Annotated in this window: 13 protein-coding genes and 1 pseudogene; 3 read left to right on the forward strand and 11 right to left on the reverse strand. The window is 36.1% G+C overall.

Translation table 11 applies throughout. The features are described 5' to 3' along the window. Positions 1-96: 96 nt before the first annotated feature. The 3 genes and pseudogenes from mtrA to MBBTH_RS06515 all read right to left on the reverse strand — a co-directional run. Positions 97-654, reverse strand: a pseudogene (gene mtrA / locus MBBTH_RS06505) (tetrahydromethanopterin S-methyltransferase subunit A); the annotation flags it as partial. Positions 655-713: 59 nt separating this feature from the next. Beyond that, the gene (locus tag MBBTH_RS06510; protein ID WP_116592253.1) at positions 714-1,004 is read right to left on the reverse strand and encodes a hypothetical protein; all 291 of its coding nucleotides are present in this window, start codon (positions 1,002-1,004) and stop codon (positions 714-716) included. An 83-nt stretch (positions 1,005-1,087) separates the two neighbouring features. Next, a complete protein-coding gene (locus tag MBBTH_RS06515) occupies positions 1,088-1,606 on the reverse strand; it encodes a nitroreductase family protein (protein WP_116592254.1) in 519 nt (172 codons plus the stop codon). A gap of 701 nt (positions 1,607-2,307) precedes the next feature. On the opposite strand from MBBTH_RS06515, the gene MBBTH_RS06520 reads away from it, so the two are divergent. After that, positions 2,308-2,610: a hypothetical protein gene (locus MBBTH_RS06520; protein ID WP_116592255.1), complete on the forward strand. Its 303-nt coding sequence runs from the start codon at positions 2,308-2,310 to the stop codon at positions 2,608-2,610. Then, a complete protein-coding gene (locus tag MBBTH_RS06525) occupies positions 2,600-3,496 on the forward strand; it encodes a tetratricopeptide repeat protein (protein WP_116592256.1) in 897 nt (298 codons plus the stop codon). The genes MBBTH_RS06520 and MBBTH_RS06525 overlap by 11 nt, the downstream gene beginning before the upstream one ends. Positions 3,497-3,507: 11 nt before the next feature. On the opposite strand, the gene MBBTH_RS06530 is transcribed toward MBBTH_RS06525, so the two are convergent. The 3 genes from MBBTH_RS06530 to MBBTH_RS06535 all read right to left on the reverse strand — a co-directional run bounded on the left by MBBTH_RS06530 (position 3,508) and on the right by MBBTH_RS06535 (position 4,763). Beyond that, the gene (locus MBBTH_RS06530; RefSeq protein ID WP_116592257.1) at positions 3,508-3,906 is read right to left on the reverse strand and encodes a PaaI family thioesterase; all 399 of its coding nucleotides are present in this window, start codon (positions 3,904-3,906) and stop codon (positions 3,508-3,510) included. A gap of 57 nt (positions 3,907-3,963) precedes the next feature. Further along, on the reverse strand, positions 3,964-4,086 hold the full coding sequence (locus MBBTH_RS11195) for a hypothetical protein (protein ID WP_279305944.1): 123 nt from the start codon (positions 4,084-4,086) through the stop codon (positions 3,964-3,966). A 110-nt stretch (positions 4,087-4,196) separates the two neighbouring features. After that, positions 4,197-4,763 carry a hypothetical protein gene (locus MBBTH_RS06535; RefSeq protein ID WP_116592258.1) on the reverse strand — a complete coding sequence of 189 codons (567 nt, stop codon included), beginning with the start codon at positions 4,761-4,763 and terminating at the stop codon, positions 4,197-4,199. Between the two features lie 153 nt (positions 4,764-4,916). Between MBBTH_RS06535 and MBBTH_RS06540 the strand changes: the two genes are divergently transcribed. Further along, entirely contained in the window at positions 4,917-8,486 is a 3,570-nt protein-coding gene (locus MBBTH_RS06540) for a C1 family peptidase (protein ID WP_116592259.1), read from the forward strand. A 123-nt stretch (positions 8,487-8,609) separates the two neighbouring features. Here the strand turns inward: MBBTH_RS06540 and MBBTH_RS06545 are convergent, their stop codons facing one another. The 5 genes from MBBTH_RS06545 to gdhA form a co-directional block, all read right to left on the reverse strand. Next, positions 8,610-8,909 (reverse strand): type II toxin-antitoxin system RelE family toxin, encoded by a 300-nt coding sequence (locus MBBTH_RS06545; RefSeq protein ID WP_116592260.1) that lies wholly within the window; start codon positions 8,907-8,909, stop codon positions 8,610-8,612. Then, positions 8,896-9,129 (reverse strand): DUF7557 family protein, encoded by a 234-nt coding sequence (locus tag MBBTH_RS06550; RefSeq protein ID WP_116592261.1) that lies wholly within the window; start codon positions 9,127-9,129, stop codon positions 8,896-8,898. Before MBBTH_RS06550 ends, MBBTH_RS06545 begins: the two co-directional genes overlap by 14 nt. Positions 9,130-9,371: 242 nt before the next feature. Beyond that, positions 9,372-11,795, reverse strand: a complete 2,424-nt coding sequence (locus MBBTH_RS06555) for a hypothetical protein (protein ID WP_116592262.1) — start codon at positions 11,793-11,795, stop codon at positions 9,372-9,374. Between the two features lie 252 nt (positions 11,796-12,047). Further along, positions 12,048-13,268 (reverse strand): ATP-binding protein, encoded by a 1,221-nt coding sequence (locus MBBTH_RS06560; RefSeq protein ID WP_116592263.1) that lies wholly within the window; start codon positions 13,266-13,268, stop codon positions 12,048-12,050. A 310-nt stretch (positions 13,269-13,578) separates the two neighbouring features. Then, entirely contained in the window at positions 13,579-14,913 is a 1,335-nt protein-coding gene (gene gdhA / locus MBBTH_RS06565) for an NADP-specific glutamate dehydrogenase (RefSeq protein WP_116592264.1), read from the reverse strand. Positions 14,914-15,148 lie beyond the last annotated feature (235 nt).

Consider the following 15,148-nt stretch of genomic DNA (forward strand, 5'->3'; position numbering starts at 1 on the left):
TGACTTTCAAAAACATCAAACAAAAAAAGTCGCCCATATACAACAGGCAAAAAACAGCAATTAAAAAAAAATAAATAAGCTGAGACAGAATTATGCCTCAGATTCCTCTTCTTCTTTCTTCTCGTCAGCAATAACCAATTTTTGGTTTTCCTCATCGACTTCCATAACAATAGGATCTTCTTCAAGAGCTCCAGGGTCCTTTTCCACACATTCGTTGATTTTTGATTGAATTGCTCCAATGTCCTCTGTATCAATCAAATCAACAATCTCCAATTGTTGCTGGAATCTTTCAATACCTTCAAGAGGAACATTCTCTACGAAAGGAATAGCACCGGTTGCGCCGATGATTTTTTTCTTATCAGGGTCTGCGCCGTTATCATATAACGCCTGAATGCTCTGACCGGTAATGTGGCCTTGCACTTCTGCGCCAGCCAATATCAAGAATCTTATATTCGGATTGGATATGATATTCGCAACTACCTTTTCGATACCTAGGTTTTCTGTCTTACATGGTCCTGCAATAGCTGCTCCAGACAATTCCGCCTCGATGTGGGAAGCAAGAGTAGTTACTGCAACTGGACTTTCCGGATCCCCCACAATATAGTCCCCACTGATTACGGGCCAACCATCTGCAGGAGCTTTTTTATCAGCCATACTTGATTCCTCCTAATGTTTAATTAAGATTATATATAAAAGTTATTTAAATATTTTGTCTAATAATACAGTTCTGAAGGTTTACCGATGTATTCAAAATCATCCTTGTTCTTCAGATACTTGACGCCTATCACCTTGCCATCCGGGAACTTGGTGACAACGCTCATGCCGTCAGTCACATCAATGACAATCAGTTTTGTGTTCTTTTCTCCAACGGTCTCGATTTTTATAATCTCATCATTTTGAAGAAGTTCAGCATCCTCAAATTCATTGCTGACGTCTGTTGAGTACCAGTGCTGAGGCAACTTCACTCTTATACCGAAATAATCCAATATGTCTTTAACATGCATTTTCTTTCCCTCTGCTAATCTATAATAAAAGTTTATTTAAATGACATATAAACATTCTGTAACTTCTCAAGGGTGTTAAGTGACTAAACGAGAAAATGAATCTTGGTTTTGTCTATGTCGTCCATGGTGTGCGGACTTGGAATGTCATCGGAATGGCCCAATGCAAGGATTCCAACAATCCTATAGTGGTCATCTATTTTCAGTATGTCCCTGACGACTCCTTCTGAATCAGTGCCGTCCCTGCTTCTTAGGTGTATCTGTACCCAGCAGCTGCCCAAGCCCAATTCGGTTGCCATAAGATGCATGTATGTCATGGCGATTGATGAATCCTCAATCCATGTGTCGGCAATTAGAGTGTCAGCAATGACAACAATCGCCTTGTCGGCACCATTTATCAATTCTGCGCCATGGTCCTTTGATCTTGACAGCTCCTCCAAGGTCTCCTTTCTCTCAACGACCATGAAGTTGCATGGCTTTCTGTTCATGCTGGTTGGCGCCAGGAGCGCCGCAGCCAATATCTTATCCAGTTCAGATTTGGATACCGGCTCATCGTTGAATTTTCTTGTACTTCTTCTTTCAAGCATCACGTCTAAAAGTTCCATTTCAATCACTGGAATTATCTTTATCGTAAGAAATATTTAAAAAATAGCATACCTATGTAGATTTGCCGATTCTGTTTTTATGAAAAATGACAGGTATTGAAAAATTAAAAAGATGCGAACAAATAAAAGAGATGAAACATTGGAAAATGTCATTTAATTGGAGATCCATTTAAGATAATGAAAGAAAAAATCATTGCAAAAAATCAGTGAAATTTCTGCCCACATAATTGTTTACACTCGCAACAATCAGTAATGTATAAAAAAATTCGAAGCCACGGCAGTGAAACTTCGAATTGACTTTTTTTCACGACTTGTTAATTAGTCACTTAATAATTATTACGTTCATAGTTTATAAAGTAAATGGTTTCATTAGGATTACACAAAAAATCAAAGCAAATCAAAACAATTATTTTTAAAAATTACCAACTATTTAACAATATTTTAATCCAAGGAACTACTAAAAAGATTACAGATTGAAATGAAAGGAAATATGACTGTGAAACGACAAGCAGTACATTTTTTCAAATCACTTGATTGACCTGCCAAAATGAAAAAAGTAATACGCCTGACCATCACAAAAACAATATTCAATTCAGCTTAAATCACCAACAGACCAATATGATTTTTGCATCAATTAAATACATAGATTTAAAAACGAATAATCCAATATGAACTAATCAACAAAGATTAGGAGAAAAAATATGCAATCTAAAAGCAATATTGATGCTAAAAATATTATCCGAATGATGGAAATAGCTGAAATCTATGCCCTGACCAAACAAACCCAAAAATCCGAAAGATACCATCAAATCATAATCCTGATTTGCGACAGATATCCGAAAAACGAAATGATGCTGATTTTTAAATTGGAATCTCTTAATTGCCTGAACAGGACATACAAATCACTGGAAACAACAAATGACCTGTTAAACCTGAATCCTTACAGTTCAGCAGCATTGATTAACATTGCAAATCATTTGAAAGAGGAGAAACATGCTTTTTAAGAACAGATTTGATAAACTTCAAAAAAGGGCGGCACGTGCGGTTAAGAACAGGGAATACGTAAAGGCTCAGAACACATATCTGGAATGCCTTGCATTGGATCCCAAGGATATCGGTACGGTGAATAACCTTGCACAGCTTTCCCATGTCCTGGGAGAGGATGATAAGGCAAGAGGATATAACGAGATGCTCCTGGAGGCTTGCGATGAACGGCTGAAAAATGAAAGGACAGAAGAGCTTTTGATTTTAAAATCGAATGCACTTGTTTCACTTAAAAGAAACGATGAGGCCATCGAAGTGATTGATGAACTTCTGGAAATATCTCCAGACCATGTTCTTGGACTCTTTCACAAGGCACAGTACCTGGAATCGAATGGAGAATATGAAAAATCGCTGCACTACATCAATCGTGTTCTGGCCAATGACTATTGCAATGTTCCGGCATTACTTTCAAAAGGTAGAGTTTTAACTGAATTGGACCAATTTGAAAGGGCCAGAAACTGCTATGATTTTGTTTTCAAGCTTGAGACAAAAAACAAGGCGGCGATAAACTTGAAATCCCAATTGATTAAAAAACAGAACGGCTACGTGATCACATCACATGACCTGATGCTTAAGGCAATCGAGTCCTGGGACAGGGAGGACCTCAAATCCGCTGAAAAATACTTTAAAAAGGCATTGGACATCGATTCCAGTCATGATGAAATCTGGTTTGCCCAGGGAGAGCTGTTCATCAGGATGGGCAAAATCACCGATGCGATAAGCTCATTTGAAAAAGCGTTTGAATTGAATTCCATAAGCGGAGGAATATCCAAGAAAAAGGAGTTCTTCAAGATGTTGAAGGTTATGTTAAAAATAAATAGGTTATTGGGATATGAAAAAGAGTGATGGACTCTTTTCTATAATTTAAACCCAGTCCCAATGAATTGGGCGATGTCACGTCCTGTGTCATCTGAAATATCGACATTGACAATGGAGGATGTCCTGCCACTTTTGCGGCATGTCGCCTTGGCTATCAATCTGTCACCTTTCGGAGCGGAGAGATAGTGAATGTCAACTTGCTGTGCAACGGTCAACTGATGAATCTGGTTGGAAAGAACAGCGAATGCGAAATCGGCCAATGTAAATATTACGCCTCCCATCACGCCGCCATAGGCATTTCTATGTTCATCTGTCAGGTCCAGGGAACAGATTGCCTCATCTTCAGTTAATTCATCCAATGTTATTCCTGTGTTTACCGCAAATTTGTCCTTGTAAAAAAATTCTCTTGCACTTTCTAGTGAATCAAAATTAACCATAATATCAACCTAATTAAAGGTTAACCCTAATAGAATATAAAGTATTCTAAAGCCTGATTACTCGTTTTTACAACAGCCGAAAAAGAAGTTTTTGACTTTCATCTTTTTGGATTTGCTGTCTTTTTTGCGTTGCTCTTCCCTTTCATGCATATGTCTTCTAGCTTCCGCCATATCACTCATAATTATCACCTTTTCATAACTATGAATATCATTATGACTTGAGAGAATATAAAACTTTCGAAAAATTAAGGTATGCCTAAAAATTAGTGCATCTGCAATATGCCGTGAAATTATTTGTCTTTAAGATAGCCGTTTTCCCTGAAATGCTCTTCCATTTTAGTATAGAACTCATCGATTGTGAAATCAAAATTGGTGTTGAAGGACTTATGCGCCAATTCGCAGTCCTTTTTCAAATTAAATCTGAAATCGGGACAGGTCTTGAAAAACTTTTCAAAATTGATCTTGGAATTTTCAGGGAACGGAACCTCCTCAAAGGGAATCTTTTCTATTGACATAGTCATTGCGCATGAGAGAACAGTCAGCTGGATAGCAGAAGCATAGGCATCATAATACTGACCATAATCAAGATTGACATTGAAGTATATCATGAAATTGAGCATCACATGGGAAACCCAAATTAGAGAATTGGGTTCAAACTTTTCAAGCTGCAAATCGGTGAACTTGAAAATCTTATCCTCAAAATTCCCTTCATCACTCTCCTGACAGAAATCCGCAAACTCCTCGAATGCATAATTAGTCAAATATTTGGTGTAAGCATCCTTGATTTCATCATCGCAGGGATATTTGGAAATCTTTTTCAAATCTTTTTGCCTTAAAACTCTTGGATAGGAAAACATCAAAATCAATTAATATATTGGATTTCATTAAATTAATAATTTCCTAAATGTTAAAAGTGAAATCAATTTATATATCAAATTAAAATGAATGGCATCTATTTTATACTATAATGGACAAAAATTAAAAATGTATAAAAAAATGGAGGAAAAATATTGAAATTTCTTAAGATAAGCATAGTCTTTCTATTCTTATTGATAATGACAATGGGAGTTGCCTGTGCTGAAGATGCAAATCAGACAGTTTCAGACACATTGGAACTCGACGACACACAGGACGTTATTTCCGACGCTTCCGAACTATCATATGATGATTTATCAAAAAATATAAGCGAATCATCTGGTTCAATAACGTTAGAAAGCGATTATAAATATAAGGATACTGACAGTGTCAAGCATATAGAGTTTACAAAAAAAGTTTTCACCATTGATGGGAACAATCATGTAATCGATGCCGACGGAAAAACCGTCATATTTAAAGTGAATGGCGGAAACATAACATTGAAAAATCTTGTATTGAAAAACACCAATGACACCGCAATAGACGTGAGGAACGGTGTATTGAACACTATCAACGTCACATTCATAAATGCCAATTCTCAGGACTACGGAGGCGCCGTATATCTCGGCAACAATAGTAAATATTACAGTACAAACGATAAATTTACCGACAATTCCGCTAAAACTGCCGGATCATCAATATTCACATTATCTTCAACAATAGATATAAAAAATGCAACATTTACAAACAGGAATCCTATAAGATGGGGCCTGATTTATGGATCAGATAGTATTATTAATGTTTCAGACACCACTTTTGCAAACGCCACCTCAAGATATGCAACAGCAATATATAATTTAGGAATCACACAAATCACAAGATCAAAATTCATTAACTTAAGGGCAAATGCAACTGGAGGAGCCATTGCAGTAAAAGGAGAAGATGAAAAAGGATTTGCCGAATTATTAATTACTGACTGCGAATTTACAAACGTCAGCGCCGGAAGAAACGGCGGAGCCATCTTTGCAGATATCGCAGCCGACAGTGATACCCGAGGCGAAGGAAAGGTTATAATCACTAATACTGCATTCAACAAAAACACCGCCGAATTTGGAGGGGCAATACTCCAGCTTGGAGGAACACTTGCCCTGATTAACTCCACTTTCACTAACAATACCTCATCTGAAAACGGTGGAGCCGTCTACACATCAAGGGCAAATGTAGTCATTTTACCTGGCACATTTACAAACAACCGTGCACAAGAAACTAACGGATACGGTGGAGCCCTATATCTTGATCATGGAGAGGCAATTATTGTCAATTCCACATTTACAGATAATTCTGCAGACAACGGCGAAGCCATTTACTGTTATGAGATGATGTACATAATCAAAAATACACCGTTCAAAAACAATACAATCTACACAAGATTCGATGATGAAGGAAGCAGCATAACAAACTGCGGAGAATACACCGGCAAAATTAACGACACCAATATGACTTATGTCATAAGATACAACGGTGAAGAAATCATATTAAACCCACAGCATATTGATGGCTCCGCTAAAGATTCATACTTCAATCTGAATGATTTGGGATTGGTTACTCGTGTTAAAAACCAGGGCTCAATGGGTTCATGCTGGGCATTTGGAGCAGCAGGAGCATTTGAATCATCATACCTAATTGCAACAGGAATAGAACTGGACGTTTCCGAAAACAATATTAAAAGCCTCTGTCTGCCTTATTCAGAATACGGGCAAACCAGCACAACCGAGGCTGGAAACATGGTTATCACTGCCGCATACTTTGTAAGCTGGTTAGGGGCAATCAACACAACCGATGATATTTACGATGAGCTAGGAAAAGTTTCTGGCCTACAATATGGTCCTGATGCAGTCCGCACAGTAAATGCCGTTTTCATAAACATAAAGGACAAAAATGCCATCAAGGAATATCTGACAACACATGGTGCAATGAACATGTTCCTATATGGTGCAGATTCAAGGGATCCATCCTACAGTCAAATATACAAATCAGTGTACAACAACAAGTACGGGGGAAACCATTACGTGACATTAGTCGGATGGAATGATAGCTTTTCAAAAAACCATTTCTCTACTCCGGCTCCCGGCAACGGCGCATGGATCTGTAAAAACAGTTGGGGAAGCGAATGGGGAGACGGAGGATACTTCTATGTCTCCTACTACGACAAATCATTAGTTGCAAATGCTGTGGGATTCACATTTGACAATGTGGAGCACTACGAGAAACTTTATCAGAATGGAATCATCGGAATGCACGAATTTGACGACGACTACGATACATACGGACAGATATTTACCAGCGAAAACGGAGACATAATTGCCGCTGCTGGAACCTACTTTGAAACTGCAGGCAGCCCATATACCATTTCAGTGTATGTCGATGGCCGTATGGTCTACAGCCAAAGTGGAAAATCAAGCCATGCAGGATATGAAACAGTTAAATTGAATAGATACATTGCAGTGGATGCAAACAGAACATTTGAAATCAGAATAAAATCCGCTTCAGTGCCTATTGTTAAAAATTCAAGAAGCATTACCCAAAAAGATGTGAATTACGTAATAAGTGAAGGTAAAAAAATTGACCTCGGAAGCAGAAATTATTATGCACCAATTAAGGCGTACACCTATCACAACAGCGAGATTACCAAAAACGTTGTAAACTATTATGATAACGCAACTGAAACAATATTTACAGTTTACAATATTCTTGAAGGCGATACCATTCAAGCCAACTTCAACAATAAAAATTACACCATACAACTCAACAATCATACAGGCAGCATTTCATTGGGAATTTTACCTACCGGAGAATACATTGTAACCCTAACCTACAACAATATGACTCTCTCAACTCCTGTATTGATAAAAACAACCATTTTCAGCGATGACCAAAAAGATATGACTTTGGCATACAATGCAGGCGGATCTTTTGCAGTGCAGTTCCTTGATTCAAATGGAAAACCTCTCGCAAATACTAAAGTTTCTGCCAAATTTGATAATCAAGAACTTTCCGGTGCAATAACAAACGAAGAAGGAATATTGAGTATCAACATCCATCCTACTAATCCAATCGGAAAACACTACATTGACTATGTAAATCCAAAAAATGGTGAAACATTAAGAGTTACCATCAATATCGTTTCAAGATTCTCTGGAAATGCAAACGTCAACATGTACTATTACGACGGACACACATACAAGGTACGTGTAAAAGGCAACGATGGCAAATTTGTGGAGGAAGATCAAATTGTAACCATTAAAATCGGCAAACACACCTTCAAGGTAAAAACCGATGAGGATGGATATGCAATCCTGAAAATACCTTCTAAAATCACTCCAGGAAAATACACAATTTCTGCAACATACAAAGGCCAAACCGTTAAAAACACATTAACAGTGAAACAGGTCTTGAAAACCAAAAAATCAGTTAAAGTCAAAAAGTCCGCCAAAAAACTTGTATTGAAAGCTACCCTCAAGAAAGGAAAAACAGCTCTTAAAGGTAAAGTCATCAAATTCAAGGTCAAAGGCAAGACTTACAAGGCAAAAACCAACAAGAAAGGTATTGCTAAGGTAACCATCAAAAAATCAGTCATCAAAAAACTCAAAGCAGGCAAGAAATACACAATCAAAGTGAGCTACTTGAGTGATGTTGTAAAAGCAACCTTAAAAGTTAGACGTTAGAGATTTAATCTCTAACCACTTATTTTTTTATATTTTTAACCAATCGATTAAAAAAAACATGTAAATCTATACGAGTCCATGTGCGGAAAACATGAGATGCCATTATACTTTTTAAGAAAAAAATTAATCCCATTTTTTATAGATGGCTCTTCTAGGGCCGATGTCAATTATTTCAACCTCTTTAGTTGATTCCTTAATGAAATATATAATTCTATAATTTCCCACTCTTGTTTTTTTACATTTGGGACATTTTCTACTTTTAAATGAACTTTCTGCTTCATTATATGGATCACAAGCCAACAGACAATATTTGTTATAAATTCTCCTAAGCAACTTTTCATCATCAGAATGTTTATCCATGAATTTTATTGCCCGTTTATCCTCAAAAAGTTCATAGTTGACATTAAGACTATTTGATGGCATCTAAATCAATTTTTCTTGTGCCTCTATAGTCCCCGTTTTCAAAATGTCTGATTCTTTCATTATAGTAATCTGCATCTTCATCACTTAATTCTTCAAAATACATTCTTTCATACACCTCAATTAATCTAGCTATAATATCATTGTATGTTTCGGATTTTAAACCTAAATGAGCTAGTTTTGTATGAACTTCTTCAGTAACACGAATTGTTTTCATTGCCATAGTGAACACTCCAGTATATTAAAGTTAATTAGATACATTTATTATATTAGATATATTATTTATAATTATTGTAAATTGATACATTATATTCTGAACATTCCTGTAAGGTAAAAAAATGAAGAAATTCTATCTAAGAATATATTTTTAAAAAATATGAAACTTTTGGAAGTGCGATTTTACACAAAAACACGCAAAATAACTTAATGGCCAATAAAAAAAATAGTGTAGATGAGAAAATTCATCTACTTAATAGTAATTTTAACTTTTTTAGAGCTTTTAAGGTAGTAAGCATTGCATTTAAATTTAATGGTTGCTGTGTGTTTGCCTTTTTTGGTTAATTTTTTGATCTTAAAGGTTGCTTTACCTTTGGCATTGGTTTTGGCAGTATAGGTTTTTCCTTTAACCTTAAGTGTGACTTTTACTTTTTTAACCGCTTTGCCTTTGCTGTTTTTAAGGGTTATTGTGTATTTTTTAGTCTTTTTGGACTTTTTGAATTTCTTGTTTTTGGCAGTTATTTTTGTTTTTTCCTTGTTGATTGTTATTTTTACGGCTTTGGCGGTTGCATTGTAGTTGTCGCTTGTTAATGTTACGGCCATGTTCTTTTTACCTGCCTTTGCTGATTTCAATGCATTTGCAGACAGGAAAATACTTGCAACACCCGCAGCATTTGTGGAAGAAGACCCAATAACCTTGCCGTTAAATGTGAATGTTACCTTTTCACCAACGACAGCATTACCATCTGAATCCTTAAGGGTTACGGAGTATTTGCCTCCATAATTAATGATGTATGCTGCATCCTTAGCAGTTATTTCACTATTCTGCTTGGTTATAATCAACTCATAATAATCTTTATCACTGCGGTAGCTTGAATCATTAGAGGTATATGATAACCATAACTCATAGATTCCTATCTTTAAGTTTGGAATTTGGAGTGTCGCAACTCCATTAACTACACTGGCATTGTAGGTAACATTGTTAACAACTGTTGATACATTACCTCCATTTACAGGTTTGCCGTTACTGGTTATATTGACATTGATTTTAGCGATTTTTCCATAAACATTATCCTTCGCATCAATATCGAAGTTCACAATGTATTCTGCAGAACCACTGCCTGCAATGTCATTATTTCCATCAGAGGTGGTGTTGTTGGTAAATTTAGTGTTTCCGGCAATTATTGAACCATTGTTGTATATTGCTCCTCCTGAAGCGGCAGTGTTATTGGTGAATTGTGAATATGCAATTTTTCCATTAGTTCCATTAAAGTATAGTGCCCCGCCGTTTTCAGTTGCATTGTTGTTTATGAATGATGATACAGTGATACTTCCATCGGCTCCGCTATCCCAGTATATTGCTCCTCCATTCAAACTCGCAGTATTGTTTACAAAATCTGAAGTTGTAATGTAAAACTCCTTTGCGTTGTTTACGTATATTGCGCCACCGATTGGCGCACTGTTATTAATGAATTTGGAACCTCTGATGGTACCGTTTTCCTTTTTAACCCAACCAAGAGCACCTGCACTTTCTGTTGCCACATTGTTGACAAATATAGATTTATCCATAATTCCCTTTATGCTGTCCATATATAAAGCGCCATAATTCTTAGCCCTATTGTTGGTGAAATTGGAATCAACAATGATTCCCTCACTACCTTTGAGATATATGGCCCCTCCATCTTCAGAAGCGGAATTCCTATCAAATGAAGAATTGGCAATTATTCCATCACCACCAGTCAAGTAAATGGCTCCCCCTATGCTTGCATTGTTCTTGATAAATTTAGAGGCCTCTACTGTTAAATTGTTTCCTTCATTAACGTAAATGGCTCCGCCAAACGGCGCAGTGTTATTGATAAAATAGGAATTGAAAACTGTACCATTTTGTTTTTTAACCAAACCGAGAGCTCCGGAACTGTTAGTGGCCACATTGTTGGCGAATAGACAATCATCTACAGTTCCATTCAGACTGTTCATATAAACGGCACCGTTAAAGTAAGCCCTATTGTTGGTGAAATTGGAAGCATTGATAATTCCATAATCTCCCTTGAGATATACTGCTCCCCCATCATAATCTGCAGAGTTGGCAATGAATTCTGAATTAAAAATTGTTAATTTATCGCCATTGAAAAAGATAGCTCCCCCTTGGGAATTATCTCCTGTTGCATGATTATTTGAGAAAGTACAGTTAATAATTGTCAAATTGCTATCTTTACAATATAGCGCCGCTCCCATGCCTTCCAGTTTACCGTTGATGAACTTAATGTTCTGTAGGGTAACAGCAGCACCGGTGATATTGAATATTCTTGCACTGCCATTAGCATTGATGGTAAATCCATTTCCGTCAATTTTTAGGTTTTTGTTAATTGAAATTCCGTTTTCTGTAAATCCGCTTTCAAGAAGATAATTGTTTGGCAACACTACAGTGGAATTATCTCCAGCATTGTCAATCCTTTCCTGCAATGCAGCAAATGATCCATTATCCTCAACAAATTTATCTTCGATTACCTGATTTTCAGCAATACTTTTTAGGTCATCCCCTGCATCATTCAATTCAAGTTGTGAATCATCTTCACTCGCAGTTAAGGTATCATTCACATCACCAGCGCAAACGCCGGCTATGCTGAATAACGCCAAGAGGATTAATGTGAGAATTATTATCTTATTTTTCATAACTTGTCTCCATATTCCCGCAGGAATTTTTCTATATGTCAAATAAATTGTTAAAAACCATTGGTTTTATGTAAAATATATCTGATATGATTAAAGTTTTATCAAAGAACTTATTTATATGTAAGTATTAATGGAAATGATTATGATTGTAAAAAAAGAATTTAATATAATCCAATAAATAAAAAAAGAAAAAAGAAACAAGGAAATCTATACGATTCCTTGTCAGGAATTAGGCGATACCACCCGACCTGTCTAAATTTCATCATCCAATAAGAAATCAATAATGTTTTTATGTTTAATTCCATTCTGAGACATGTCGAATTCGTCCATGCTTAAAACATAAGCATCATACTTATCCGGAACATCCATTAACGGTGAAAATTCTCTTTCGATTGTTTCAGGTGACGACAAGAGATATGCTACTTGAACATATATCTTATTGTCATGTTTTTCACAGACAAAATCTATTTCCTTATTGCGTATCTTTCCAATCTTTACAGAATAGCCCCTTCTCACCAATTCGTTGAAAACAACATTTTCCAAAATCCTTCCTAACCAGTTATTGTTATTGTCAACCAATGCATGGTGGAATCCTTGGTCTGTCAAATAATATTTCTCTTCAGTTTTTAGTATTTTTTTGCCTAAAATATCCTGGCGCCTTACCCTTTTGCAGAATAGGGAGTCTTTAAGATAATCAGTGAAATTTGAGATAGTGTTGCGTGTTGTTGTTTTGTTTTCACTTTTCAGATAGTTTGTAATGCTTGTTTTGGAGAAGGTTTGTCCGGTGGAATTCATCAGGTAATGTGAAAAGCGTTTGAACAAGTCAATTTCATTTATGGTGTATCTTGAAAGAATATCATGAACAATTATTGAATCATATATGTCTTGAAGAGCATTGACTTTTGTATCATCATCTCTTATCGGAAGCAATCCCGGCATCCCCCCAAATAACAGGTATTGATTAAACTGTTCTTTTACTGATTCATTGTTTAATTTCACATTGTCAATTTCTTGACGGTATTGCAATACCTCTTTAAATGAAAACGGATACAGATTGATTTTAATGTATCTGCCAGCAAGAAGGGTAGCCAGCTCGTTTGACAATAGTTTTGAATTGGATCCTGTAATGTAGATGTCACAGTCAAATGATGCCCTATATGAATTGATGGATGTTTCCCATGATTCCACCTGCTGAATTTCATCAAAAAGAAGGTATACTTTACCATCAAGATTTTTGGTTAAATTCAATACGGTTTCATCCAACTGTTCGGAAGTGAAAATATTTTTATATTCAACCAACTCAAAGGAGATATAGATTATGTTTTCTTTATTGATTCCCTGATTTTGAAGCTCTTCCATGATGCTTTTTAGCAAAGATGTCTTTCCACACCTGCGCAGTCCCACAATTACTTTTATGAAATCTGTACCAATAATTTGGCGAATCTGGTCTAAATACATTTCCCTTTTAATCATCTGTTCCACCTTGAATGATATTTCTATATGAATATTATATTACTTCAGTATATAATGCTTTCTATAGAAAGCATTGTTAATTTTTTAATAAAGAATGGTTTCTATATAAATCATTATTGTAAAAATTATTTAATAATGCATTGGATAAAAATCACGATATTCCAATAAATAATATATCTTAAAAAAATATTAAAAATTTTGGAAGTGCGACTTTACACAAAAACACACAAACACAAAAAAATTACCCAATTTAACAAAAAATTGTATATAAAAAAAATGAATCTAAAAAAGAAAAAAGAAACAAGGAAATCTATACGATTCCTTGTGCGTTCATAGCGTCAACTACTTTCTTGAATCCTGCAATGTTTGCTCCTGCGACATAGTTTTTGTCCATGCCGTATTCTTCAGCAGCAGCTGCAGCATTTTCAAAGATGTTTTCCATAATGGTTTGGAGTCTGCCGTCAACTTCTTCGAAAGTCCAGGATAATCTTTCTGAGTTTTGTGACATTTCTAGTGCGGAAGTTGCTACTCCACCAGCGTTGGAAGCTTTACCTGGTGCGAATAATACACCGTTTTCCTGTAAGTATTCAGTTGCTTCAATAGTGGTTGGCATGTTTGCTCCTTCAGCAACAGCTAAAACACCGTTTTCAACTAAGATTTTAGCATCTTCTAATTGCAATTCGTTTTGGGTTGCACATGGTAATGCGATGTCACATTTGATGGTCCATACACCTTTGCCTTCGTGGTATTCAGCGGAAGGTCTTGCTTCAGCATAAGCGGTTAATCTTTCACGTCTTACTTCTTTTACTTCTTTTAATAACTCTACGTCGATTCCTTCTGGGTCGTAAATCCATCCGGTTGAATCGGAACAGGTTACTGGGTTACCGCCTAATTGTTGTGCTTTTTGGATAGCGTAGGTAGCTACGTTACCTGCACCTGATACGACAATGGTTTTTCCTTTGATGTCGATATCATTTGCTTTTAACATTGCGTTTGTGAAGTATAATAATCCGTATCCGGTTGCTTCGGTTCTTGCAAGAGATCCTCCAAAGGATAATCCTTTACCAGTTAATACACCTTCGTATAATCCTCTGATTCTTTTGTATTGGCCGAATAAGAAACCGATTTCTCGGCCACCTACTCCGATATCCCCTGCAGGAACATCAGTGTCAGCTCCGATGTATTTGCATAATTCAGTCATGAAACTTTGACAGAATGCCATGATTTCCCTGTCAGATTTTCCTTTAGGATCGAAGTCTGATCCACCTTTACCTCCACCGATTGGAAGTCCGGTTAATGAGTTTTTGAAGATTTGTTCAAATCCTAAGAACTTGATGATTCCGAGGTTTACGGATGGGTGGAAACGTAATCCGCCTTTGTAAGGTCCGATTGCTGAGTTGAACTGTACACGGTAACCGGTGTTCACTTGCACTTGGCCGTTGTCGTCAATCCATGGTACACGGAATTTGATTTGTCTTTCTGGATTTACCAATCTTTCGAGAAGAGCGTTTTTCCTGTATTCTTCTTCGTTTTCTTCAATCACTACCCTTAGAGATTCCATTACTTCGCGTACTGCTTGGTGGAATTCAGGTTCTGAAGGGTTTTGTTCTATTATAGTTTCAATTACTTCATCTACGTATGACAAAATTATTCCTCCAAATCGAAATTTGAATAAGTTTTATATTGTACATTGAAAGTTTTAACAATACAGTTAATTATATGCCACTTCTAGTATTTAAATATTTTTCAATTTTTAAGATAAATATATTAATATTATTCATAAAAATTAAGATATACATTATACAAATTATACAAAAATATAAAAAAAGTGTTTAATTTTATAAATGTTTCAATGTATTAATCTACAAATAGCAACAAAA

It is taken from the genome of Methanobrevibacter thaueri (assembly GCF_003111625.1).
GTDB lineage: Archaea > Methanobacteriota > Methanobacteria > Methanobacteriales > Methanobacteriaceae > Methanocatella > Methanocatella thaueri.